General features: G+C 37.6%; 21 protein-coding genes. 15 read left to right on the plus strand and 6 right to left on the minus strand.

Features of this window, described 5'->3' with window-relative positions:
• Nucleotides 1-98 precede the first annotated feature (98 nt).
• The 5 genes from ACLLO5_RS02080 (at nt 99) to ACLLO5_RS02100 (ending at nt 9,516) form a co-directional block, all read left to right on the plus strand.
• Entirely contained in the window at nt 99-737 is a 639-nt protein-coding gene (locus tag ACLLO5_RS02080) for a hypothetical protein (protein ID WP_413173837.1), read from the plus strand.
• Between the two features lie 10 nt (nt 738-747).
• The gene (locus tag ACLLO5_RS02085; RefSeq protein WP_413173838.1) at nt 748-1,554 is read left to right on the plus strand and encodes a pentapeptide repeat-containing protein; all 807 of its coding nucleotides are present in this window, start codon (nt 748-750) and stop codon (nt 1,552-1,554) included.
• 1,280 nt (nt 1,555-2,834) lie between these two features.
• The gene (locus ACLLO5_RS02090; RefSeq protein WP_413173839.1) at nt 2,835-6,020 is read left to right on the plus strand and encodes a GAF domain-containing protein; all 3,186 of its coding nucleotides are present in this window, start codon (nt 2,835-2,837) and stop codon (nt 6,018-6,020) included.
• A gap of 350 nt (nt 6,021-6,370) precedes the next feature.
• Nucleotides 6,371-8,194: a putative bifunctional diguanylate cyclase/phosphodiesterase gene (locus ACLLO5_RS02095; protein WP_413173840.1), complete on the plus strand. Its 1,824-nt coding sequence runs from the start codon at nt 6,371-6,373 to the stop codon at nt 8,192-8,194.
• A 32-nt stretch (nt 8,195-8,226) separates the two neighbouring features.
• Nucleotides 8,227-9,516, plus strand: coding sequence for a response regulator (locus ACLLO5_RS02100; protein ID WP_413173841.1), 1,290 nt, complete (start codon nt 8,227-8,229; stop codon nt 9,514-9,516).
• Between the two features lie 477 nt (nt 9,517-9,993).
• Here ACLLO5_RS02100 and ACLLO5_RS02105 read toward each other — a convergent pair whose 3' ends face one another.
• Nucleotides 9,994-10,680, minus strand: coding sequence for an alternative oxidase (locus ACLLO5_RS02105; protein ID WP_413173842.1), 687 nt, complete (start codon nt 10,678-10,680; stop codon nt 9,994-9,996).
• An 827-nt stretch (nt 10,681-11,507) separates the two neighbouring features.
• Here ACLLO5_RS02105 and ACLLO5_RS02110 point away from each other — a divergent pair.
• The 5 genes from ACLLO5_RS02110 to ACLLO5_RS02130 all read left to right on the plus strand — a co-directional run bounded on the left by ACLLO5_RS02110 (nt 11,508) and on the right by ACLLO5_RS02130 (nt 15,365).
• Nucleotides 11,508-12,866 (plus strand): protein kinase domain-containing protein, encoded by a 1,359-nt coding sequence (locus tag ACLLO5_RS02110; protein ID WP_413173843.1) that lies wholly within the window; start codon nt 11,508-11,510, stop codon nt 12,864-12,866.
• Between the two features lie 91 nt (nt 12,867-12,957).
• Nucleotides 12,958-13,749: a Nif3-like dinuclear metal center hexameric protein gene (locus ACLLO5_RS02115; protein WP_413173844.1), complete on the plus strand. Its 792-nt coding sequence runs from the start codon at nt 12,958-12,960 to the stop codon at nt 13,747-13,749.
• 301 nt (nt 13,750-14,050) lie between these two features.
• The gene (locus ACLLO5_RS02120) at nt 14,051-14,266 is read left to right on the plus strand and encodes a hypothetical protein (RefSeq protein WP_413173845.1); all 216 of its coding nucleotides are present in this window, start codon (nt 14,051-14,053) and stop codon (nt 14,264-14,266) included.
• A 411-nt stretch (nt 14,267-14,677) separates the two neighbouring features.
• Entirely contained in the window at nt 14,678-14,830 is a 153-nt protein-coding gene (locus ACLLO5_RS02125; protein WP_413176219.1) for a hypothetical protein, read from the plus strand.
• 223 nt (nt 14,831-15,053) lie between these two features.
• Nucleotides 15,054-15,365, plus strand: coding sequence for a DUF6679 family protein (locus ACLLO5_RS02130; protein ID WP_413173846.1), 312 nt, complete (start codon nt 15,054-15,056; stop codon nt 15,363-15,365).
• 32 nt (nt 15,366-15,397) lie between these two features.
• Here the strand turns inward: ACLLO5_RS02130 and ACLLO5_RS02135 are convergent, their stop codons facing one another.
• From ACLLO5_RS02135 to ACLLO5_RS02145, 3 genes are all read right to left on the minus strand, one after another.
• Nucleotides 15,398-17,113 carry an MBL fold metallo-hydrolase gene (locus tag ACLLO5_RS02135; protein ID WP_413173847.1) on the minus strand — a complete coding sequence of 572 codons (1,716 nt, stop codon included), beginning with the start codon at nt 17,111-17,113 and terminating at the stop codon, nt 15,398-15,400.
• Nucleotides 17,114-17,133: 20 nt separating this feature from the next.
• Entirely contained in the window at nt 17,134-17,256 is a 123-nt protein-coding gene (locus ACLLO5_RS02140) for a hypothetical protein (RefSeq protein WP_267910268.1), read from the minus strand.
• A 107-nt stretch (nt 17,257-17,363) separates the two neighbouring features.
• Nucleotides 17,364-17,936: a sporulation/spore germination protein gene (locus tag ACLLO5_RS02145; RefSeq protein WP_413173848.1), complete on the minus strand. Its 573-nt coding sequence runs from the start codon at nt 17,934-17,936 to the stop codon at nt 17,364-17,366.
• A 143-nt stretch (nt 17,937-18,079) separates the two neighbouring features.
• Here ACLLO5_RS02145 and rsmA point away from each other — a divergent pair, with 143 nt between their 5' ends.
• The 3 genes from rsmA to ACLLO5_RS02160 all read left to right on the plus strand — a co-directional run bounded on the left by rsmA (nt 18,080) and on the right by ACLLO5_RS02160 (nt 20,528).
• Nucleotides 18,080-18,931, plus strand: coding sequence for a 16S rRNA (adenine(1518)-N(6)/adenine(1519)-N(6))-dimethyltransferase RsmA (gene rsmA / locus ACLLO5_RS02150; RefSeq protein ID WP_413173849.1), 852 nt, complete (start codon nt 18,080-18,082; stop codon nt 18,929-18,931).
• 162 nt (nt 18,932-19,093) lie between these two features.
• Nucleotides 19,094-20,056, plus strand: coding sequence for a 4-(cytidine 5'-diphospho)-2-C-methyl-D-erythritol kinase (ispE, locus tag ACLLO5_RS02155; protein ID WP_413173850.1), 963 nt, complete (start codon nt 19,094-19,096; stop codon nt 20,054-20,056).
• Nucleotides 20,057-20,204: 148 nt separating this feature from the next.
• On the plus strand, nt 20,205-20,528 hold the full coding sequence (locus tag ACLLO5_RS02160; RefSeq protein WP_413173851.1) for a DUF3082 domain-containing protein: 324 nt from the start codon (nt 20,205-20,207) through the stop codon (nt 20,526-20,528).
• Nucleotide 20,529: 1 nt separating this feature from the next.
• Here ACLLO5_RS02160 and ACLLO5_RS02165 read toward each other — a convergent pair whose 3' ends face one another.
• Both ACLLO5_RS02165 and ACLLO5_RS02170 read right to left on the minus strand, forming a co-directional pair.
• Nucleotides 20,530-21,399 (minus strand): response regulator, encoded by an 870-nt coding sequence (locus tag ACLLO5_RS02165; protein ID WP_413173852.1) that lies wholly within the window; start codon nt 21,397-21,399, stop codon nt 20,530-20,532.
• A gap of 49 nt (nt 21,400-21,448) precedes the next feature.
• A complete protein-coding gene (locus tag ACLLO5_RS02170; RefSeq protein WP_413173853.1) occupies nt 21,449-23,062 on the minus strand; it encodes an ATP-binding protein in 1,614 nt (537 codons plus the stop codon).
• A 1,170-nt stretch (nt 23,063-24,232) separates the two neighbouring features.
• Between ACLLO5_RS02170 and ACLLO5_RS02175 the strand changes: the two genes are divergently transcribed.
• Together ACLLO5_RS02175 and trpC are read left to right on the plus strand one after the other, a co-directional pair.
• Nucleotides 24,233-24,511: a HetP family heterocyst commitment protein gene (locus ACLLO5_RS02175; RefSeq protein WP_413173854.1), complete on the plus strand. Its 279-nt coding sequence runs from the start codon at nt 24,233-24,235 to the stop codon at nt 24,509-24,511.
• A gap of 550 nt (nt 24,512-25,061) precedes the next feature.
• Nucleotides 25,062-25,937, plus strand: a complete 876-nt coding sequence (gene trpC / locus ACLLO5_RS02180; RefSeq protein WP_413173855.1) for an indole-3-glycerol phosphate synthase TrpC — start codon at nt 25,062-25,064, stop codon at nt 25,935-25,937.
• Nucleotides 25,938-26,176 lie beyond the last annotated feature (239 nt).

Consider the following 26,176-nt stretch of genomic DNA (forward strand, 5'->3'; position numbering starts at 1 on the left):
ACTCCTGTAACTCCTGTAACTTCTGAACTCCTTCTTCTCAGATGTAGCCTTTATCGGTAAACTCAAATATTGCATACTTGTGACTGGAGAGTAAAATTTTGGGCATAGAACTACGCAGTTTCGTATTTCTAGACAATCTGCAACCGCAACACGCCGCATATATGGGAACAGTAGCCCAAGGTTTTTTACCATTACCAGGGGACACATCCCTGTGGATTGAAATTTCACCCGGTATTGAAATCAATAAAATTACAGACGTAGCCCTTAAATCTGCCTCAGTCCGTCCAGGAGTACAGGTAGTAGAAAGGCTGTATGGACTATTAGAAGTACATTCTGGTTCCCAAGGGGAAACACGAGCCGCAGGTCAAGCAATTTTAGCCATGCTGGGAGTAAAAAAAGAAGACTGTCTCAAACCCCGTGTAGTTTCTAGCCAGATTATTCGCAACATTGACGCTTACCAAACCCAACTCATCAACCGTACACGCAGAGGCCAGCTACTACTGGCAGGACAAACCCTGTACGTTTTAGAAGTTGAACCAGCCGCTTATGCTGCCCTAGCAGCGAACGAAGCCGAAAAAGCAGCCCAAATTAATATTTTAGAGGTGCAAGCCGTAGGCAGCTTTGGCCGACTGTATTTAGGGGGAAATGAGCGGGATATTTTAGCCGGTGCAGCAGGAGCCTTAGCTGCGATCGAAAATGTACCAGGTCGCACACCTCAAAGTCAGCGTCAGGAATAAAGGAGCAAAAATGGCAAATCGAGAGCATTTAGCCCTACTACAATCAGGTGCTGTCACCTGGACAGAATGGAGAAAACAAAATTCCCAACTGGAAATTGACCTCAGCACCGCCAACCTGCAAGGAGAAAACTTTCGGGGTGCAAATCTCCAAGGAGTTAATTTAACCAAAGTAAATTTAGCTCACGCTTTATTGGTGCGAACCAATTTCAATGGTGCAAACTTGAGTAGTGCTAACCTTCATCAAGCCAAGTTGATAGAAGCTAATTTGAGTGAGGCAAATTTGAGTATTGCTAACTTGAGTAATGCCACACTGACACAGGCAGATTTAAATCAGGTAAATTTAATTGGTGCTGATTTGAGTGAGGCAAATCTCAGAGGAGCAGTAATCACAGATGCTAATTTAATCGGTACTGATTTCCGAAACGCCAACTTAAAAGATGCCGATTTAGCAGCAGCCAAACTCATCCGTAGTAACCTGTGTTTTGCTAACCTCATAGGAGCTAATTTAATTACCACAGACCTGAGTGAAGCTAATTTGTATGAAGCAGAATTAATGCAAACTTACCTTTATCAAGCTAATTTGTATAAAGCTAATTTAATGAACTCACATTTAGGAAGTTCATACTTATTCAGAGCTAATTTGAGTGAAGCTAATTTGACGAATGCTGATTTAACTTGTGCCAATTTAAAAAATGCAAATTTAGCGGGTGCAAATTTAACAGGTGCGAATCTTAGAGGTGCAAATTTAACAGGTGCTAACCTCAAGGGTACAAATTTTCAAGATGCAATTATGCCAGTTTATTTAGGATGTGATTAGATTGGGTAAAGTAATTTTTTGCTGAGATAAGTTATTTAAATAACTTTTTGAAGAAAAATACCGACTTACCACCTTTTCTCAATAATCTCAGTTGTATTCTCAATAAAATTGATAATTACTTGCAAATTTCCAACGATTTTACTAGGGTCTTGACTTGTTGACTGGTTATGGTAATATAAGGGTGAAAATAATCCAAGGCGTGTTTATATCCAAAAACTCCTAAATCGGAATTGACTGGATATCATGACTGCTTCTAAAGAGAAATTAATTTATCGCGTTTGGCTAAAGAGTGTTCGCTTTGCGTATATGCTTACTGAGGGATAACCGCTCCCATACTCCCGTTGAAGTAAGAAATAAATATCTAGAGCTTGTCTAGGTTTTACATAGCACAGAAGTGAAATTTTATCAAAATCATTAAATTTGAATATCTTGACTTCTGTATTTTCTATCCTGAATACTTAGGGCTTGCTGATAGCGGAGCTTGGCGTAAGCCATATAAAGCTACAACTTATATATATCAAGAGTTGGAAGGTTAAAAAGGTGAATCAGATCCAAGGAATAAGCGTTGAAACTAGCAAAAACCTATCACTGGATCTGATTCAAGACTATTCTTCTCTTCTTCTAATTCTTCCTCCTGACTCCTAGCCCTAACGGAAAGACTTTTATGGCTTACGCTTGGCGTTAGCTATCATCAAACCCTACTTATATTTTTTCACTATTAAAAATCTGTTCAGCAGTTAAATTTAATTCAGGAAATGTTAGCGAAACAATGAGTTCAGAGCCTTGAAATTGATTTATATCATGTCCGGTGGAATACTTGTCATATCTGTTGGGACTGGTAATTGGTAATGGGGAAAAAGCAATTATTAACCAACAACTGACATCGCAAGTGATTACCCGGACTTGATATTACCAGTATTTTCCATTACCAGCCTTGAGAATGAGAATTACTCTTCTTCTACATTGTTTTTGAGATGGGGATTGTGCAAACAAATTTTTAGGGGAAATCACACGCAATTATGGACATTTCTGTTCAATTCAATATTCTCCAGTAGCTGATTTTATCAATATTTGTTTTGATTAAGTAAAATTCTCTTTCCGATTGTTAAGTTCCCGCCTTAAAGTTGCATGATGGATGGTATTTTTTTGTTGATGATGCAAAAATTAATTTAATTCAGTAAAAATATACTTTATTACTACTGAAAATATTCACATAACATAGATTCTGTAGACTATCCTGTTGCCTATAGTTGCTATGTTTAGGATGGTAAGGTAAAAGTATGCAAACAATTTTGACATTATCCCCAAACATCAATATTTTAGCGTTCAATTACTATATACCCCATGGACATTGCTATCTCTGGCAAACGCCCTTAGTAGGATTGCATTTAATTAGCGATGCCCTGATTGCGATCGCCTATTTTTCTATTCCCGCAATGCTAATTTATTTTGTCAGTAAGCGCAATGACATTCCCTTCTCCAAGGTCTTTGTCTTATTTGGTGCATTTATTATCTTGTGTGGTACAGGGCATCTCCTTGATATTTGGACACTTTGGCATCCAGACTACTGGGTTTCCGGGATTGAACGCGCTTTAACTGCAATAGTTTCCTGCTATACAGCTTTACAACTAATAGAACTCCTACCACAATTTTTGGCATTGCAAACCCCTGAACGATTAGAAATCATCAACCAGGAATTACAAAAGCAAATAGCAGAACGTCAGCAAGCGGAAGAAACCCTGCAAACTATTGTGTCAGGTACTGCTGCTGTGACTGGTGACGCATTTTTTCCAGCATTAGTGCAGAATCTAGCCACGGCCTTGGGCGTTTCCTACGCGATGGTATTTGAGACGATTGACAACTCCTTGCAAAAACTGCGAAGTATTACCGTGTGGTCTATAGATCATTTAGCAGAAAACTTTGAATATGAATTGATTAACACTCCTTGCAAGAATGTAGTGCAGAACAATCAGCTGTGCGTCTATCCCAACGACTTAGAGGATACTTTTCCCGGTAACGCATTAATTGAAAAGTTGGCGGCTAAAAGCTACGTGGGCGTTCCTTTAGTTGATATCAATCAGAATGTTATTGGCAACCTTTGTATTATTGATGTTAAACCCTTTCTAGCAAACGATCGCCACAAAGACCTCCTCAAAGTTTTTGCAGCCAGGGCTTCAGCTGAACTACAACGCAAATGGGCAGAAGAAGAAAAACGCCAAGCTTATCAAGACCTCGAGTATCGAGTTGAGGAACGCACTACTGCACTGATGACAGCGAATAACGCCCTAGAAAGTGAAATTAGGGAACGGATCACAGCAGAAGCAACAATGAGAGTAATGGCAGAACGGGAAAAAGCAATTAACGGCGTGATTCTGCGAATGCGTCAAACCCTAAATCTAGATTCTATTTTTAATGTCACCACCACAGAATTAAGACAAGCAGTTAAATGCGATCGCGTCTTAATATACCGTTTCAAACCAGATTGGAGTGGGGAATTAGTTTCCGAGTCAGTCGCTGAAAATTGGAATATTTTATTACCCGCACGGGCAAACGATCCCACACTTACACAAATTGCTGTTGATCAACCCAATTGTGTCACCACTCAACTCAACAATTCAGAACTACTAAACAATGATACATATTTACAAGAAACCCAAGGCGGCATTTATCGCCAAAAAAACAGCTATTGTTGCGTCAACGATATCTACACAAAAAATTTTGAACCATGCTATCTTAATCTTCTCCAACAATTACAAGCACGAGCTTATATTATTACCCCCATCTTCTGTGGTAAAAAACTCTGGGGCTTATTAGCAGTTTATCAAAATGACGGACCTCGAGAGTGGCAAGACGCAGAAATCGGCATTGTCTCCCAAATTGGCAATCAGTTGGGAGTAGCAGTACAACAAGCAGAACTATTTGCCCAAACTCAACAACAAGCCCAGGAACTCAAACAGGCTAAAGAAACTGCCGATGCTGCCAACGGAGCTAAAAGCGAATTTCTCGCCAATATGAGTCATGAATTACGTACCCCACTCAACGCTATTCTCGGCTTTACTCAGTTGATGCAGCAGGATAAATCCCTCAGCATTAATCATCAACGTTATATTGAAATCATTAACCAAAGTGGTGAACACCTACTAGCACTGATTAACGATGTTCTGGAAATGTCAAAAATCGAAGCTGGAAGGTTAACACTCTCAGAAATAGAGTTTGATTTACACAAATTGCTCCGTAGTCTGGAAGCCATGTTCCAACTCAAAGCACAATCAAAAGGCTTAAAACTAAGTTTTGACTGTGATTCGACTGTACCTCATTACATCAAAGCCGATGAAAACAAACTGCGTCAGGTACTCATTAACTTGCTGGGAAATGCCATCAAATTTACCGACAAAGGCAGTGTAAAAATGCGGGTAAGAGCCGTGACAGGAGGCAGAGAAGCCAAGGAACAGAGGCTTACAGAGGAAACAATCATCTCTCCTCCTATACCCTCCCATACTCTCTGTTTTGAAGTTGAAGATACTGGATATGGCATTGCTCCAGAAGAATTTGGTGATTTATTTATGGCATTTCAGCAAACACGAACCGGAGAAAAATCAAAGGAAGGAACAGGTTTAGGCTTACGGATCAGTCAGAAGTTTGTGCAATTGATGGGTGGTGAAATTACGGTTCAAAGCACACTAGGTCAAGGCAGTTGTTTTACTTTTTATATTCAGCTGGCATTAGCTGAAGAAGTTATCAGTTCTGATTCCATAATTCCCATTGATGGTGCAGTTAGTATTGCTCCTGGGCAGGACTATCGAATTCTGATTGTGGAAGATAATTCAGCCAATCGGTTACTACTCAGCCAAATCTTGATGCAATTAGGTTTGGAAGTCCAGGAAGCTGAAAATGGAACAGAAGCGATCGCACTGTGGCAACAATGGCAACCACATTTAATTTTTATGGATATGCAAATGCCTGTTCTCGACGGCTATGAAGCTACTCAACAAATTCGCCATCAAGAACAACAATTAACTATTGGACAAAGACAAACTCCTACAAAAATCATTGCTTTGACCGCAAGTGCTTTCATAGAACAGCGTCAAAAAACTTTAGAAGCTGGCTGTGATGATTTTCTCAGCAAACCATTCCGTTGGGAAGAAATTCTCAGAATCTTATCCCAATATTTACAAGTTGAATATATATACGAATCAAATCCTGTCAGGGACGTAACTAATTCTTTTCCTCAACCATCTAACTTTATTCTTGAGCCTGCCGCCTTAGCTATCATGCCAATAGACTGGATTAATCAATTAGGTTGCGCTGCTGCTCAAGGCAATGATACCAGATGTCTCAACTTGATTTCTCAAATCCCTGATGATCAAACTTCACTGATTGAAGCTTTAACTAAATTAACTGATAACTATCAATTTGACCAACTGATAACACTAACTGCCAGAATTCAGGAGTCAGAATGCTTATGAAATCAAGAATAAAGAGCAGTGAGATTTTATCAAAATCATCAAAATTGACTAAAAAAGCCTTTATTCTCCTGATTTGAACTATTCTCTATCCTGAATACTTAACACTAACTTAATCATAAGCATTCAGCTATAGGACTTCTATTTGATCATTAACCAATTTCTCAAACATTCTAACCTCTGACTCTTGAATTCTTACACTAAAAGTTATCAGTTATTCTTCAACAATTGCTTACTGTCTATAGCAATCCTAAATGATTCATGAACGAACACTTTCTTTTCCCTGTTCCCTTCCCTTACCGATAAATTCTCAACTCAAATAGGATCGCTATATTACCTCTAAGAATAAATTTATGAATAATCAAAGCGCAGCAGAAAAAATTTCCTTACCAACTACCAAAATTAATATTTTAGTCGTTGATGATGTACTAGAAAATGTTCGGCTGCTATCCAGTATTTTAGAGCGCAATGGATATGAAACACGCAAAGCAATTAGTGGGTTAATGGCTTTAACAACTGTTGAAGTATCTCCACCTACTTTAATTTTATTAGATATCAGAATGCCTGACATGACTGGATATCAGGTTTGTGAACAGCTAAAATTAAACCCAAAAACTGCCCAAATTCCGATCATTTTCTTAAGTGCAGCAGATGATATTAGTGACAAAATGCAAGCTTTTCAAGTTGGAGGTGCAGATTATATCACGAAACCATTTCATATAGAAGAAGTGTTAGCACGAGTTAAACATCAATTAACAATTATTAAGGCTCAACAAACAATTCATGAACTAAATGCACAGCTAGAAGCAAGAGTGAAGGAACGGACACAACAGTTAGAAATTGCTAATTCTCAATTAGCAGAAATGGCATTTCAAGATTCCCTCACCAAACTGCCCAATCGAGCCTTATTAATGCAGGAACTCTGGAAATCAATAGCAGCACAGAAAGCCAACCCTGATTATCAATTTGCTGTATTTTATCTAGATTGCGATCGCTTTAAAATTGTTAACGACTCTTTAGGGCATTTAGCAGGAGATGACCTACTCGTTGCTGTTACTCAACGTCTCAACTCTTTACTAAATCATGATATCTTTTTAGCGCGTTTAGGAGGCGATGAATTTGTCATCTTACTCAGAAAATTCACAAATACTGACACAATTATTCAAATTGCCGAAAAAATTTCTCAGCATTTTGCAGAGCCTTTTCATCTCAGAGAACGAGAAGTTTTTCTCTCTTTTAGCATTGGAATAGTTCGTGATTGCTCAACTTATTCTGACCCAGAAGCATTACTACGAGATGCCGATATAGCCATGTATAAAGCTAAATCTTTGGGTAAAGACCAATATCAAATTTTTGCCCCAGCAATGCACCAAGATGCTTACCAACGTTTACAAATAGAAACGGATCTGCGAAAAGCTATTATCCAACAAGAATTTGTTCTTTATTATCAACCAATTATTGAGCTAATTACAGGCAAAATTATAGGTGTTGAAGCTTTAATTCGCTGGCAACATCCTACCCACGGATTGATTAATCCAGGTAAATTTATTCCCATTGCTGAAGAAACAGGATTAATATTAAAATTAGGATACTGGACACTCAAACAGGCTTGCTATCAGTTGCATTTATGGCAAAAAAATAACATTGTTGACCCATCTTTCTCTATCAGCGTCAACTTATCAGCTTACCAGTTTGCTCAATCTAACCTTCTGGAACAAATTGATGAAATTTTAACTGCAACTCAAATTACACCAGAAAGTTTAAAATTAGAAATCACAGAAACAGCCATTATGGAAAATTTTGCTGCTGCTGCTCAAGTGATTGAAAATATACGTCAACGTGGTATTCAATTGAGCATAGATGATTTTGGTACTGGTTATTCATCACTGAGTTATTTGCATTCATTCCCAGTTGATAACCTGAAAATAGATCGGTCATTTATTCAACATTTACACGAAAAATCTGACAATTTAGGGCTTGTAAACGCAATTGTGCAAATTGCCAAAACAATGAATATGCATATAATTGCTGAAGGCATTGAAACAAATAATCAATTAGAACAATTGAAATTATTAAATTGTCAATTTGGACAAGGGTATTTATTTTCTGAACCCCTAAATCCTGAAAAATTAACTAAATTCATTTTAGATATTTCAGAATTTCAACTCAACTCCTAACAGTGTTAATTTGCATAACATCTAATTAATTTATGAATATACCCAATAAACCTTTTATAGCTGATGTTCTCATTGTCGATGATAAACTGGAAAATATTCGGCTTCTGTCTGATTTTTTATCCAAACAAAATTATCAAGTTCGTAAAGCTATCAATGGACAAGCTGCCTTAATAGCGGTTCAAACCCTACCTCCAGATTTAATACTGCTAGATATCAATATGCCAATAATGGGAGGATATGAAGTATGCGAAAATGTAAAAAATAATCCAATCACAAATTCAATTCCAGTTATTTTTTTGAGTGCTGGTAATGAAGTATTTGATAAAGTTAAAGCATTTCAAGTAGGAGGTATTGACTACATTACTAAGCCATTTTATTTAGAAGAAGTTTTGGTCAGAATTCAAACTCAGTTAAAAATTCAACAACTCCAAAAAGAATTAAAATTTCGTAATGATCAGCTACAAAATATGCTCATAAAATTACAAAATACTCAAATAGAACTAATTCAAAAAGAAAAGCTAGTCAATGCAAGTCGAATTATCGCAGGTATTTCCCATGAAATTAACAATCCTCTCAGTTTTATTATGGGCAACCTTAATCCTGCTTCAGAATATAGTCAAAATCTAATTAAATTAATTCAGATTTATCAACAATCTTTTCCAGACGGTACTCCAGAAATTAGAAATTTTATTGAAGAACACCAAATAGATTTTCTGAGTGCAGATTTTATCAAAATTATTGATTCTATGCGAAATGGAGCAGAACGAATTCGTTCAGTAATTCAGGCTTTACATATTTTTTCTCGTCTTGATAAAGCCGGTATCACACATTTTGAGATTCATGAAATTATTGATAATGTTCTAACGACAATTAATGATCAACTGATATTAAAAAAAAGCTCAATTAGCATTTCTGTTTTAAAAAAATATGCAGATTTGCCAACATTTATAGGCTATCCCAATTTATTTACTCAAGTGTTGGTAAATATTCTCCAAAATGCTATTGATGCGCTTGAAGCTAAACAAGAATCAATAGTTGATGATTTATTTAAACCTACAATTTGCATTAGTACCAATACGATTGATAAAAACAAAATTTTCATCAGTATTAAAGATAATGGTATAGGCATTACCGAAGAAAATAAATCTCATATATTTGAGCCATTTTTTACTACAAAATTAGTTGGTCAAGGGGCTGGATTAGGTTTATTTACTAGCTACCAAATTATTACCGTTCTTCATAAAGGTAGTTTGATTTACCATAACTGTCCTGAAGGTGGTTCAGAATTTATCATTGAAGTTCCCATCAGCAAATATTCGTAATAGGTTAGCCGATTGCTTTCTTCATAACAGGATTAATTTTGAGAAACTACTGCATAATTTAATGGTTGTTGCACCTGCAAAGTTTCGATCTACTAGTTTTGTTGACCATGTAGTACCAGTTTGCAAATTGAGTGGGATTAAAGTTTGGTTTTGTGGTAAATTATGTGCGATCGCATCTACACTTGTATTACTAAGCTTTGTACCAAAAGGATTTTTCCCCTGAAAGTTAAAATCTGCTGTAAATAGCTTAATTTAAAAAAACATCATACAAAAATCCCCAACTTCTTTAATAAGTGGGGGATCTATAGCAATCCTAAATTTTATTGGTGCAAGATGTGAATTTGATAATTAACCAATTTCTCAAACATTCTGAATTCCTGACTTCTGAATTATGACGATTTTTGACATCTGATGCAATGCAGCCTGCTAATATGCCTGTGTGAGTCCTGATTAAAAGTATTGTCAAACATATAGTCACTAGTGAGCAGAGAGAACTTCACTATCTTTAATCTCAGAGGTAGGGAGGGTATGAGGACTCTTAAATGCAAGTTGAGAGTTGGTTTGTTGACAAGCAACCATCGTTTTGACGTGTTCCATTTCATCATCACGAATAGCTACAAACACATCATAAAGATTATCAACTTTTGGACGGCGTGTTTCTGGGAATTGAGAAGTTTGAAACTCATCAAACATATATAGATCACCATCACGATAGTAGCTAAGTGCTACTGCTGGTGCAGGTTCTAATTTCAGTTCTGTTTCGTGTTCTGTCAAGAATTTTTGATAACTGTTATAGGCGTGATTTTCTACCAATTCCATGAAATGATAGGCAGAAGCAGGAGAGACGAGATAGAGGGCAACTATAATCCAATAATAAAGTAACGCCGTTGTTCTAGCTAGGATGCGATCGCCCCAAAACTGTGAACCTCCTAAAGATTCCATAATCAATAAATGATGTAATTCATTCCAAGATTCAGCAAAATGTACCTTCAACCAATCCGCTTTCCGCCAAAATCCTAAAGTTTCGTAAAGATGCAAAACTGAAAGGTAAGAAAAGTAAGGGACTCGTGCGACAGTTTCCAAAACATAAAAGCGAGGGTAGGGACGATCTCGATAAATCGTATTAATCACAAAAACGAGGATACCCACAAGTAACTTAATCATTATCAATCTCCATTAAATATCAATTTTCCAGGTATTGCTCAGATTTATTAATTCTTGCTATCACCTTCAAGTATGTTTATAGATGCAAAACGTGAGGATTTTGTGAGGATTACGGAAAAGTGATGTAAAAAAATGTATAAAATTTTATCAAATCGTAATAGGACAATACTTGTCGCATTAGAGGGAAGGGTGCAGAAAAAAATCTACCCCTGATCCTTTTCCTAACATTCAACACTTCTGATAAACGAGTTAATTAAGGTAATATACTGAATTTAGTGTATGGTAATGTTGAGCAGAACTATGGATAATGATTTACTAGCGTTTTTTGCCGGTGTGAGTTTACTCATTGTTTATCTCATCTTGTCTGCATGGACTCAAATGGGGACTAAACTCCCTTGGAAGAAATAAGTTAGATTTACTTTTCATTTCCAACTTAACTAAATGGGAAAAAAGTTTATACCTGATTTCACCAGAGTTAAAGTACCTATTTTTCGGGACAGTACCAAATGCGCGATCCACAAAAAAATCATATTAAAATTGATCCAGCAACTCTAGTTTTGATTGCTTCTGCTTTGATACTCTTACCACTACTGTTTGCTGGTTTTTTCGGTCAGTAGGATTGAGTGGGAGTAATAAAGAATACAAAAGCAATAGACATGATCAGGTTTTGTATTCACAGGTAACGCCACAAACTTTAATTTCTGGATCATATCCAATACTTAAGGTGACTCACTTGAGGTTAATTTTTTTTATTTTCTACTCCCTTTTTTGCGTAACCAACAAGTATTGATTTCACATCTATTTAGTCTTAATCTTTAAATTTTCTCATGCCATCTAAAATTATACTCACCATTACACAAGGAAAATTATCGGGTAAGAAATATATATTTGAATCCCGTAGCACTTGTGTCATCGGCAGAAATGCTGATTGTAATTTGCAATTAGCTAAGGAAATTGATATGACGATTTCCCGCTATCATTGTTTACTAGATATTAATCCCCCAGATATTCGGGTACGTGATTTAGGCAGTTTAAATGGTACTTTTGTTAATGGTAAAAAAATTGGGCAAAGGGAACGTAATCAAACGGCACAAGAAGCAGTTAAATTAGAACATCCAGAGTATGATTTACAAAATGGAGATGAACTTAAATTAGGTGATACCATTTTTAATATTGGTGTGGAATTAGCAGAACCTGAGCAAATTGAAACAGCCAATCTTATCAAAGAAGAAGAAAAAAAGCCAAAAATACCCCCCACTTGTTTAAGTATTATCCAACGCTTACTAGACTTGTCATTAAAAGGTGATCAAAATCTCCAACCTATAGCAGGTTATAAATTAATTAAATCTTTAGGCAAAGGTGGATTTGGTGAAGTATTTTTAGCTGAACATAGTCAGTTAAGAAAATATGTAGCCATTAAGGTAATGATTCCTGCGGTTGCTGGCAAAGAAGAAGGTGTAGAAATGTTTCTGAGAGAAACAGAAAATACCAAAGTTTTAACACATCCTCACATAGCACAGTTGTTAAATTATGGGTTCGCTGAGGAGACTTTCTTTTTTGTGATGGAGTATTGTGAAGGTGGTAATATTTGGGATTTCATGCAAAAGTTAGGATGGCGTGTACCTATTAATGTAGCTGTAGACATCATTCTCCAAGTTCTGGATGGTTTAATATATGCCCATCAAATGCAAGTCTCTGATGTTGAATCAGCCAGTGGGAAAAAAGAAAAAATCAAAGGTTTGGTTCACCAAGATTTAAACCCCAACAATATTTTAATTACCTATGCCAATGGAAAAACAGTGGCAAAAATAGGAGATTATGGTTTAGCAAAAGCTTTTGATTTAGCAGGTTTAAGCGGACAGTCTTTGACGGGAACTCAGATGGGTACACCTGCATTTATTCCCCGTCAGCAGGTACTAGAGTTTAAAAATTCGCTACCATCTGTTGATGTTTGGGCAACTGCTGCTTGTTTATATAATATGTTAACGGGATATTTCCCTCGTAATTTTACAGGTGATCCTTGGTTAGCCGTCTTGCAAAATGACCCTGTACCTATTCGCCAACGGAATAATGCTATACCTCAAAAATTAGCCCAAGTGATAGATGTAGCTTTGGTGGAAAAACCGCAAATTACTTTTCAAACAGCGGAGGAATTCAAGCAGGAGTTGCTCAAAAGCATTGCTTAAATTTCAGGAGTCACCGTCACTGAATTCAGGATACAATGATTCAATAGTCGCGCAACTGTGTAATTACCTAAAATTATACCTAGAACATCTAATGAAAATTGCTGATTTAATCACCTGGTTTGAAGAATGGGCTAATCCGGCTTGGTGTGAAAGCTGGGATAATTGCGGTTGGCAAATTGAGCCTGGTGTATTGGAGCAAGAGGCACGGGTGTTAGTATGTTTAACTCCGACTTTGTCTGTAATGGCAGAAGCGATCGCACTCCATGCTAATCTAATTTTTGCCCATCATCCCCTAATTTTTAATCCCCTCAAATCTCTTCGCACTGGGGAAGCACTGGCAGAAATGGCGCGGTTAGCTTTTACTCACAATATTGGTATCTACAGCGCCCATACAAATTTCGATCAGGTAAATGATGGCACAGCGGATGTTTTGGCACAAATGTTACACCTGCAAGCAGTATCTCCCATAGTTCCGACCCAATTAGGTTTAGGATATGGGCGAGTAGGAATGCTCCAACCATCTTTAAAATTACAGGAATTACTCACCACTATCCAAACTCAACTTCGTCCACCAAAGTTGATTTTTTCACCCACGGCTGATTTACAACAAGAAATTTCACGAGTTGCTGTTTTGGGAGGTTCTGGTGCAGGTTTTATTTCCGCAGTTGTGAAAACTAACGCCCAAGCCTATCTCACCGCTGACTGTAAATTTCATCAATTCCAAGAAAGTAGAGATCAAGGATTGATTCTGATTGATGTGGGACATTATGCCAGTGAACGTCCAGCTTGCGATCGCTTGGCGCAAAAATTCCAATCACTTGATTTAGATTGGGTGCAACTCAGTCAAAAAGATGAAGACTTCCGCCAGTTTTCATCTGATTAAAGATATTTAAAACTTTGTGCTTTTAAATACTAATGTTTATTTTTATTAATATTTATTGAGTATAATTAGATACATTGCTATTTTTACCACTACTCATCGCAGTAGTATTTTTGGCTACTCAATATTCTTGTGTACTTAGCTAATAGTCTATATTCCACAGGAGTTGTCTTTTTTCTCTGTGATGGAGATCACAAAATTACAGTAATGACAATCACTAATATTCACTGTCCTACATCAATGTATTTAGGGAGAAAATGTCTCACACTAAGGGTGATAAATCGTTCATTATGCCCTGTTTATCATGATTCGTACACTTATTGCATCTGCCTTCCAAACTGGATATCTTAGTGTTGAATCAGAGGGTTTACTCCATCAAGTCCTGGCTACTAGATGCTATCAGTCAGATGATTTGAAAGCTCTTACAGCCCTATACGAAGCAATCCGCATAGGTACAATTAAACGAGAAGCTTCCTCCAAAAATCTGATGGAATTGCCTGTACTGAACAGTTTTCACTAGGAAATGTAAAATTAAACTTAACATGAGACCTGTATTACTCGAACCTTGGTTTTTATCACTTGCATCAAATAAACTTTTCATGGGGTAGGCCGAAAAGCCTGCCCCAGAAATTTTAGCTATTATTAAATTAGTATTTAACTGGAATTTTAAGCCAACATCATCTAACATGATTTTTGATTGACCCCAAAGATACATCCAGCGGGTTGTAGCATCAAGCAATTTTTGGTCAATTGATATTCGCGGTCATTGTTGAGTAAAATATAACTGTATTACTAGAGATTACAAATAAAAACTTAAAACTATTCAGGTATTGTTGTGTAAAACCATGAAGGTCAGGGCGAGAATGAGTTAAGATCAAATACATTAAGGGTTAAAAGTATAGCCGAGTCCCCAGACTTCCTAAAAATGCCAATGACTACAAGTAGGCAACTCGAACAACCGCAATTATCGCTTGTTTTGCAGTACTATTTATTACATAATGGTAATAAGGAATCACCACCACATCTTAACCTGGTTAGGACAACTCCAGAAATGTTTGACTTCTATGAAGTAGACATTCTCTAGCATCGACCCAAAAGAGATTGAGTTCAACTCATGTAATAACGATTAGTTTGTGACCCAAGATTTCTCTATTTCTGACTACTAAAATCGAGTCGTTGTAAGATTGGGTTATTAGACACACTAGTTTACAAAGCATGAAATTGACCTCTGGAGGGTGTATCTTAATGGGTTAAGACCCAAATTTTGACAGGTTTAACTACGTTGTTTAAAAAGGCAGAAGCAGTACATGCTACACCGCAAGATTTATCAACTGTGTTGCGACGGGCGGGAGGTATGTGTTTTTTTGCGGGATCAGCAACGCTGGATAGAGCGCGCCCGCATCATTGATATAGAGGGTGATTTAGTGACTCTACGGTATGAAACAGATGAAGAAGATGAAGTTTGTTCCTGGGAAGAGATGGTTCGCCTAGAAAGCATTGGCGCTGTAACGCAAAAATTAGCTTCCGTACCACGGGGTAACATAGAACCTCTCGTAACCGAAGATTGTCCTGAGTCGGAGCGTATCCGCAACCGTTTTACTGATTTGAATCCAGAGTAATTCGTGCTGAATTCTGAGGTATAAATTACGATTCAGGATTCCTGATTTGACAGGTTTTCATAGGCAGGACAGTAACCTTCTAGAGTAACTTTAAAGTTATACAACGGGGCAGCGGGATTCCAACACCGTTGCCCTCTTTGGTATCTGCACGTGCCACAACATTCCAAATCAGACCATGTATAGGGATATCGGCTGCGGGTTAGGTCTACACTATTTTGGTTGAGGAGTTCTCGTTGAGATAAACCCCGTAATATCAGTTCTTCACCCTGCCAACGGGCTTCTATTAAACCTGTATCGGCAAATTGCTGCCAACGCGGATCAGATGTAATTGCATCTGGCAGCGAAATGGTAATGACTTTTTCTAGCTCCGTTAACTCGCCTTCATAGTTAGTTTCCGGGGCTGAAGGCTGTAAAAATGTTTCGCCAATGGGCAATTCTACTAAAATTCCCGCCGCTGGAGAATGAATATGGTAACGATTTTGTAGTTCTTCCAAGCTGGTGAGGTCAGCTAAATAAGCAGGTGAACCATGGACAAAAACGACGTGCTGGGGTCGTAAATTATGAATTAATTGGGTTGTACCTGGGCCATCACTATGTTGAGCTAAAAGATAGCTTTCAAAGGTAGTGGGTGCTAAATATTCTTGATTAACTTGGATATCAATTTTTTCCGGCAGGAGAATTAGCCAAGGGCCTGTGTTCGGTCGGCAGTATTTACTTAAATCCGCTGTGGAGTCGGTGAGGACAATACAGGGTGTGCTGCCTAAAGTAGCTAAATCTTCCGCTTTTAACCGCCGCACACGGGGGCGGACACGCTCATCCCAAAAGAGGGGTTGATGACGGGCAAAATTTTGGACTGATGCGGGAAGATGGGGTAAAAGTTCTAAATAGGCATCGCAACCGGTAGCAACGGCACCATCAACCCAAATGTCTAAATCCCGACCTGTAAAATGATGATGAGAACGCAATAACATCAGCAATTCTTGACCTAAACCCAAGGCTGGTGTGGGTAAAATCACAGAACAATGATCGGCGTTCATCTCTGGCGCACCAGTGGTAATAGCTCGATTAATTCTTTCTGCTAGTTGATTTTCTTGGTTGCGGCGGTGGGGATGACGGGATGTGCCGTAACTGCCCTCAATTAACAGCACATTTAAATTTAAGCCCCGTAATTCTTCCAAACGTAAGCCTTCTACCAGCCGGGAGTTGGAGAGGAAAAAATCCCCTGTGTAAAGTAATTTGTAATCGCGGTTGTGGGCGTGGTAGGTGAGGAGAATGGCCACAGCCCCTGGTAGGTGTCCAGCGGGAAATAATTCTACAATTAGGTTTTCTTGAATTTCTATAGGCGATCGCAACGGCAAAGCATGACAAAATGCTGGAATGTCTTCAGGCTCTTGTTCTGGCCAATTTAACGGCAATAATTTGCTAGTCACCTCACTAGCATAGATAGGTAACAGGGGAAAAGCTTGATTTAGCGACAGCAAACCCCTAGCATGATCTGGATGAGCATGACTAATCAATACCAAATCTGCTGGTGGTGGTAAATTACCTCTGTCTACCGAAGTAATTATTCCCCCATACAGAGATGAAATATCAGCTAAACCACAATCTAAGAGAATGCGATGTGGCCCCATCCGCACTAGTAGACATACACCTTCATCTTCATGCTGAACACTATAGGGCAGACATTCTAATTCACCATTCGTTTCCCCACCATCAGAGTGAGAGGATACGGAAAGATCATCCCTCATGCTCTCCTCTCTAACTGTGCTTAATGTGCAGAACCGTTACCATGATAGTTGTCTGAATCATAAAATCCGTTTTTCGTACCAAAAAATAAACAAGCAAAGGTAAAGATGACTGTTAATCCTACTAATATCAGCTTGACATCCATTGGCTTACATTCCTTAACTAAAGACTTTTTTATATTAATAGTGTGATTCTATATCTGAACTGAATCGCTAGAAAATCTTTACTATGGATTCTCCCCCAGCACGCTAATTAAAGAGAAATTTCTTCACCCTTCTCAGTGAAACGCACTTCTTTAATTTTCCATTGAGCATTGCTAGTCAAGGTTTTGCGGAGACTACCAAATAAAGCAAACTGCTCACAACTAGAAAGAGAAGCTATTTGTCGCTTTGAATCAGGAGCAATTCGTAAATCAATTGTAGCAATATCATTCTTAACATTGACACGATACCCAGCCAAACTAAAATCTGCTGTTTCTCGCTCCTGTAAGACTTTACCAACGGCTTCATTTATGGGTTCATCGGCTGATACTGATGATGGTTTGGCAACATAATCTTGACATTGGGTATCACTTGTGTATAGGGTGACAGTCGTAGTTTTACCAGAGATGGCTTTGTTAGCAGAAGTAGGTGGTTCGTCACTGGGAGATGGTGGGGTTGAAAATGGTTGAGTTTCAACTTGAGAACTCCGGGGTTTTGGTGAAGCCGTGCTGTTTGGTACTGGTACTGAGACTGTACTATCAGAAGAATCACTGGAACCACAACTGCTGATGCTGGTGCAAACCACTAATAAAATTAGAGATAAAATATATTTTTTTGGTTGCATAGTAATGTTTTAGGGATGAAGATAAAATTGCCCCATTGCTATTTTGTCAGAAAGCAAGTGGTTTTCTATAAATCATAAAATGCACTTCATGTCAAGGAAAATATCAAATATAAACTTGTATAAATATGGAGCAATTAATATAAATGGTGCAACCGCGTAAGCAATTTGCTCAACATTGGTTAAAAAGTGAAAAGGCTCTTAACGCAATTGTTAAAGCAGCCGAATGTCAAGAGACTGATAGGGTTTTGGAAATTGGACCCGGTACGGGAATCTTAACTAGGCGTTTATTACCTTTAGTTAATTCTCTACTAGCTGTAGAAATTGACCGTGATTTGTGTAAATTGCTGGCAAAACAACTGGGTGAGAAGGAAAATTTTTTGCTTTTGCAAGGGGATTTTCTCACTCTTGATGTCCCTGAACAACTGACAGCTTTTCCTAAATTCCAAAAGCAAAATAAAGTTGTTGCGAATATTCCCTACAATATTACGGGTCCAATTATTGAGAAGCTACTGGGTACAATTGCCAATCCTAACCCAGAACCTTATGATTCCATCGTGCTGCTAGTACAAAAAGAAGTAGCAGAAAGATTATATGCTAAACCAGGGTCAAGAACTTTTGGGGCGTTGTCGGTGCGGGTGCAGTATTTAGCAGATTGTGAGTTAATTTGTACTGTTCCGGCTGGTGCATTTTACCCACCACCAAAAGTTGATTCAGCAGTGGTGCGGTTGCTACCCCGACAGATAGAAATTCCAGTAAATGACCCCAAAAAGTTGGCAAATCTGGTTAAATTGGGGTTTGGAGCGAAGCGAAAAATGTTAAGAAATAATTTGCAATCGGTAATTGATCGCGATCGCTTGACTCAATTACTGGAACAATTAGAAATTAATCCCCAAGTACGCGCCGAAGACCTCAGCGTTTCACAATGGGTAACACTGGTAAATCAGTTAACAGGTGACAGGGGAGCAGGGGAGCAGGGGAGCAGGGGAGCAGAGTAAAAATTAATTCGTTCTTCGTTCTTCTGACTCCTGACTCCTGACTCCTGAACTCCTGAACTCCTGATAGCGTTCACGTAGTGTGCCGAAGGCATAGCGTGGCGTAAGCCATACTCCTGAACTCCTGATTCCTGACTCCTGACTCCTGACTCCTGACTAAATAATATGCGTTCTTATAGCTTAATTGCACCTGCCAAAATCAACTTATATTTAGAAATCATTGGTCATCGCCCTGATGGATATCATGAGTTAGCAATGATACTCCAAAGCATCGACCTTGCAGACCAAATTGATTTACACGCCGCCAGCACAGAAGCGATTCGCGTTTACTGTAACCACCCTCAAGTACCTACAGACAACAGTAATTTAGCATACCGGGCTGCTGAATTGATGGCGAGACAATTTCCTGATGTTTTTAGTAATTTTGGCGGCATTGATATTACAGTCACAAAACGTATTCCTGTAGCTGCGGGTTTGGCTGGAGGTTCGACAAATGCAGCCGCAGTATTAGTGGGGATAGATTTACTTTGGAACTTGGGATTAACTAAATCAGAATTAGAAGAATTAGGCGCAACTCTCGGCTCAGATGTGCCATTTTGTATTTCAGGCGGAACAGTAATTGCTACAGGTAGAGGTGAACAACTTTCTCCTTTACCAAGTTTAAATCACATCCATTTAGTATTAGCTAAATATCGCAGTCTAGAAGTTTCTACACCTTGGGCATATAAAACCTATCGGCAAGAATTTGGTAGCTCTTATGTTAAAAATACCGAAGATTTAGTCGCCCGTGCTAATGCTGTACATTCGGGAGAAATGGTCAAAGCCATTTTAGATAAGGATGCAGCAAAAATTTCTCAAAAACTGCACAATGATTTAGAAAAAGTAGTCTTACCAGCTTATCCAAAAGTCTTGCAACTGCGAGAATTATTTGCTAGTCAAGAAGGAGTTTTAGGCACAATGATGTCTGGTTCTGGCCCTTCAGTATTTGCCATTGTGGAATCAAAAGCACAAGCGGAAATAGTCAAGCAGCAAATACGGACAGCAATTCCTGATGAGGATTTAGAATTATTTGTAACTCAGACAATTGCCAACGGCATTCAAATATTACAGGGAATAGGTGACAGGTGACAGGTGACAGGTGACAGTTAAGAGGGAATAGGTAATAGGTAAAAGATTGTTCTCCCCATCCTCCCTCATCCTCCCCATCTCCCTCATCCTCCCCATCTCCCTCATCTCCCCATCTCCCTCATTTCTACACTACATCCCACATCTTTTTATGAATGAACCAAATATTACACCATCAACGGATACATCTAAGCAAGTAGAAGCAAACCCATTACGCTGTTTAACGGGGTCGATAATTTCGGGAGGACTATCATTTGCAGCATATTCTCTCATGATAGCGATCGCCACCAATTTTGCTAACAAACCCATCCATTCCCAAAATCCAATCGTATGGAAAATTAGTTCAGCCGTTCGTACCCTAGTTGTAGGTGTAGTGGGATTAGGAACAGGAATATTTGGTCTAGTAGCCCTGGGTTTATTAGCCTTGGGACTACAATTATGGTTTCAGCAGTTAACAAAAACTAAAAATAGTTAACTTAACTAGTTAAAGGAATAGGATTTACTAATTGAGCGCGATTTTTAACTAATTGCAGCTTAGTAGTTTGAGCAACATGACGTGATTGATGTTCTTTTCTCCAAATAGTCGGAGATAAACCGTGATGTTGACGAAACTGACGAGAAAAATGACAAGCATTTTGATAGCCTAGTTTCGTAGCAATTTCTTCAACCGTCTGATTCGTACTTTTCAATAATGTCCGCGCTGCTGCCATGCGGCGCTTAACAATCCAAACATTCACACTTTCTCCCGTTTGTTTCGCTACTTGAGTTGTTAAATAAGGAGAAGAATAACCAACAGCTTCCGCCACATCAGACAAAGTAATCCCTTGATGGTAATGACGCTCAATATAGTCAAAAACTTGTTGAAGGTGGGGAAGATTAGGAAAAATAGATTCTGAATTTTCTGATTTAGCAGCTAGTTCTGATAATGATTGAGAATTATTCGCATACCATCTTTGAAAGATAGCTTGTTTTTCTAGTCGGATAGTAATCGCCTTTAACAACTCATCGACAGTACAAGGTTTACTCAAATAATCATCTGCTCCCAACTCCATAGCTTTTCTCATAGATGTCTTAGTGTTGCTAGCTGTGAGAAAAATAACAGGAATAATTGCAGTCAGAGAATCTTGACGCAACTTAGTTAAAACACTGTAACCATCTATATCTGGCATCATCAAATCACAAATTACCAAATCAGGTAAATAATCTTGTGCTTTCTGGATACCAACTAAACCATTTTCTGCTCCTATAGTAACAAAACCTTCAGCCTCAAGACCGTCTATGAAGAGATCACGGGTGGTAGCATCATCTTCAATTACAAGAATTTTTTTTGACGATTCGCGCATCATTTTGTAACCAATAAAAGTTGTATCAAGGAATGATTAACAAAATCTGTCTTCAAGATTCAGAACTTTCAGGAGGCAAATAGGGAACAGATGGAAGTACCACAGTAAATATAGTACCTACGCCAACTTTGCTTACTACTGTCATTTGACCTCCATGTAAATTAACCAGGGTTTTAACAATAGATAAACCCAGTCCCGTACCAGGAATTTTATCAATATTGCTACCCCGATAAAAAGGCTCGAACAGTCGGTACTGATCTCCTTGTGGAATCGCAATACCCTGATCTTTAACGTGAAATATGACTTCCTCTTCATGACAATCAACTATTAAATCTACTACACTGCCAATGGGGGAATATTTAATAGCATTTTCTAGTAAATTATTCAAAATTGGCTCTACCAATTTTTTATCAATCCATACTTTTTTACAGTCCCCTAGACTATCAAAATTAATATGATATTCACTATTAATTATCAGTATTTTGGAGATCAAATCTTGGCAGAATTCAACTAAATCAATTTCTGATGGTTGAAAAGTAAATTGTACTGATTCAGCCTTAGCTAAGAACAAAATATCATCTAATATCTGGTTGATTTGTTCGACTCCTATTTGAATATGTTTAATAAATGGTAGAATTTTTTCCTCTTCCCATTTATCTATATGTCGTTTGAGCAAGCTATTAGAAAAAGAAATAACATTTAGTGGTGTACGAAATTGATGACAAACTATAGCTACAAGGTGCGCTCTCAGTTCGCTAAGTAGTTTTGTTTTTTCTAATGTCTGACACAATTCAGATTCCACATATTTGTAATTGGTAATATCAATAGCTGTCAAGATTTCGACTTCTTGTTCTTGACCATCAAAATCTATCACCTCATTTAACCGAGTCACCACGCCAACTAACCATCTTTCTTTACCATCTTTAGTCAGAATTTTTATCTCCTGATATTCAGAGTTATTTGCTGGAGAAGCGTGTGATTTTTTACTTTTAATTAGTTGATTCAAATCAAAATTTCTTAATAATTCTGTTTGTGTATAACCAGTGAGTAACTCTGCGGCAGAATTTACATAGCAAATTTGTGTACCTCGAATTAAAAAAATACCAGCATTAATAGATTCTATCAAAAAGCGAAATCTAGATTCTCTAAAATTCAGTAATGTATCAATATTGTGAGATTGACTAACAGTTGATTCTTGTTGTAAATTTCTTTTGATTTCTCTGCCGTCATTAATCCATTTTTGAACGCTCAACTCTATTAATTCATCACCTTTTTCCTGAATAAACGCACCACTAAACTCAATTTCTTGATATTTTACATACCTCAGATTTACTTCTGCTAAAAATATTCTTCCTCCCTTTGTGCGATAGCGGGACTTAAAAGAATGGTGTTCCTGATGTTTCAAATTTTGCCATAGCTGTAACCATTTATGTAATGAACTATCTACATCTAATTCATGTAGCTTCATGGAAAGCAATTCTTCATGGGAATATTCTGTTAGGTAGCAGGTGGCTTTATTGACATAAAGAAATTGAGCATTTTCTCCTAAACAAAATGCAGCATCTATAACTTGGTTAATGAGAAAATCAGCAAATTTCAACTCTACTCCTGGCTGGTAAGTCAATGGAGAATTTGATTGTTCCAACGCGTAATCGCCAGAATTCATATCCCTATGTACTCCTTATTATTAGTTTTTCTTGTAGCCAGTATTTAGTTGATAATTACCTTGGAGATCAAAATTACACAATAAATTTAGAAAGAAAATTGAATAATTTTGATTTTAGCAAGAAAGAAATCCTAACTTCCATTTTGTTGCATATAAGAAGTCAATTCTCTCTGCTTTTAAGTGATTTTTCGGATAAAAAACCAACATTAAAATTTTAAAATTTTGACTCGGAAAAAACACAGATAAGAGTTAGGTAAATATCTGCTAATTATTAGACTGATGGTGGAAATATAGGTTCAGGAAAATATTCCCAAACATAACCCACCTATCTTTGTTAACTTTAGATAAGTTTTTACACCGAAATACTCATATAAAAGGAGGAGAAATTTTCCTGATTTGATTGAATTGTTTGAGTTTAGTATTTAAGGCATTCAACTATATATAAAGATGCTCGGTCATCCTTCTTAGGTAATATGTTTTTCTTAAGCAATATCCAGAATATGACCACATATCTGACTATAGATAGATAAATCATTAAGAAACTATGTGTTGCAAAACACAAATAAATAATTTGCAAGTCTTTGGGTTTGTTATCTATGTTATCTATAAAGGATTGTAACTACCAGGAAGCCTGGATTAATCCTGAATTTCTTTATTGTCCACATCAAAAGATTCTCTTGCCATCAGAGTGAAATCTCAGAGTATATCCCCCCAATTAAGTGGGATTTAAGGGAGCGAGGGGGCAGAAAATATTCAAGAGAAGATAGTCAAACATCTAGCTTTTCCGAGATAAGGATCATCAAAAAGAATCAACACCGAAAAAATAGACAAGTCGATCAAAAAATAGTTCATGTATCCAGAGTTGAACTTTGAGTAGGCTTAAAAAAGAAGCTGCTTCTGCAACACGGTTAATCTGTGGGGGCGGATTTAGTTCAATGTCTATCAGGTGAATAAAAATGTTGTATGACCTGGTTAAATCAGCCCCTGCTTTTAATAAAAAAACATCTATCTTGGATGATTCTTAAATCGATTTTTGTGTCATCTGGTAATTTTATCGGTTTTGTTTACCATTACTTACGTCTGTGTTGAGAATTTTGCCAGCTGCTGAAAATGCAAAATCCCCAAAAAATTGTTTGACTAGTTTCTTACTTACACATAGGAGTGCATACTATGAGCCAAAATATTGCTGATTATAATAGACAAGTCAATAAAAAGATTAACACCGAACAAATAGAACAAATAGTCAAAGCAATTATAGCTGGTAAGTATTCCTGGGCTTGTGTTTTACTTTTGCGTTTCTCTGGACATAACCCAATTGACTATATACCCTACCGTACTTATATCAGATTGCTCAAAAATAATTGCCTTTTGGGTGGTTCTCAGCAAAATCAAACTTCTAAAAAAGAGGTAGAAATGTTGGATATGAAATCACGTTGGATTCATTTCTGATATAACAGTTGCTAGGTATGTGAGAACATACAGTAATCATAAAACATGACTAAGGTTGTACTGCGTGATCAAACACCAAAAGACTTTCAGCCCTGTGAAAATTTCGGGTGTATCCCAAATGTATAAGTTTACAGGAATACGCTTCACCCGGTTACGCAATGCCTCCGGCACGTTCACGTTCAGGAATACCTGAAGGGATACAGAATGACAATTTGCAATGTTTTTGCAAAGTTGGGATGCTCCTGAAGAGTTCTCTGTTCCCTACTAAACCGCGTCTACTTTGAAACCCATAGTTTTTTCTTAATCGGTTTTTATTCCCAAATTCTATACTCTTCCCTGTTAAGAGTTCCCTTTTGAAAAACTCCAGTTTTCAACTTGGAGAACGTTTATATCACTTATATCACTCCAAAAAAAGTTGGTGATGATACCCCACTATCCCTATTTGTCATCCTTTTGTTGGGAAGGGTAAGGTTTGGGAGGGGTGCTATCTATGTGTGCATTTCTTTTTTTTCAATCAGTATTAATTTTTAGTCGTTAATCCCTTCTCATCATGATTTACCCTGGTACTACTTATAATAATCGGCTGCAACCCATACTGAGAGAAATTGTATGGCAAAAAAGGCAGGAAGTGGCACAAATGCAGCAGGAAATGTCTTTTGCGTCTCTACAACGTCAATTAACTGCTGCTCCTACTGTACGAGATTTCTTTACTGCTTTGCAGCAGAGTCTTCACAAACCTGGCTTGATTACAGAGGTGAAAAGATCCCTACCTCATCAAGATATAATTAGTCTAGATTTTGATCCATTGAGCATAGCTAAGTCTTATGAGCGTGGTGGAGCAACTTGTATCTCTGTTGTTACTGACCAAAAGTTTTTCCAGGGGGGTTTTGACCATTTGCGTACTATCCGCCATCGGATAGCGTTACCTCTGTTATGCAAAGATTTTATTCTTGATCCCTGCCAAATTTATTTAGCAAGGTCAGCGGGTGCAGATGCGGTCTTATTAATCGCTGCTATTCTTACCGATCAGGAGATCAATAATTTTTTACGGGTGATTCATTACTTGGGAATGAATGCTATTTTGGAAGTCCATAACTTGGCTGAATTAGATCGTGTACTCAAGTTAGACGATGTTCGCATTATCTCAATTAATAACCGCAGTTTAGAAGATTTTGGTGTCAATCTTAGCACAACTCAGCAATTAATGGCAGCTAGGCGATCGCATTTACACAACTTAGGGATTCTGGTTATTAGTGAGTCAGGAATTGAGACTTCTGATCATTTAGCTCTCATGGCTGATGCTGGTATAAATGCAGTTTTAATGGGAGATTCTTTACTGCAACAAGAAAATTTAGAGGAAGCTGTGCGTAGTCTCCTGAAATCCAATGTTCCTGTTTATAAGGACTTGGTGAAAAAAGCAGTTTAAACAGTTATTCAGTTATCAGTAAACTGTAATATTACTCCTTTCCTACTAAAAGAATACGGATTAAATAAACCGCAAAGACGCGTTCGCGGAGCGTGCCGTAGGCATTAGGACGCGAAGGAAGAAGGAAGAAGGAAAAAGATATGTAATCTTACATGGTGAAGGAGTAGCTGATGGTGTATATCTCATAACTCATAGCATATTTCAGGTAAATGAGGTACAAATTTATATACCAAATGAAA

It is taken from the genome of Anabaena azotica SJ-1, assembly GCF_047275885.1.
Taxonomy (GTDB): domain Bacteria; phylum Cyanobacteriota; class Cyanobacteriia; order Cyanobacteriales; family Nostocaceae; genus Trichormus_B; species Trichormus_B azotica_A.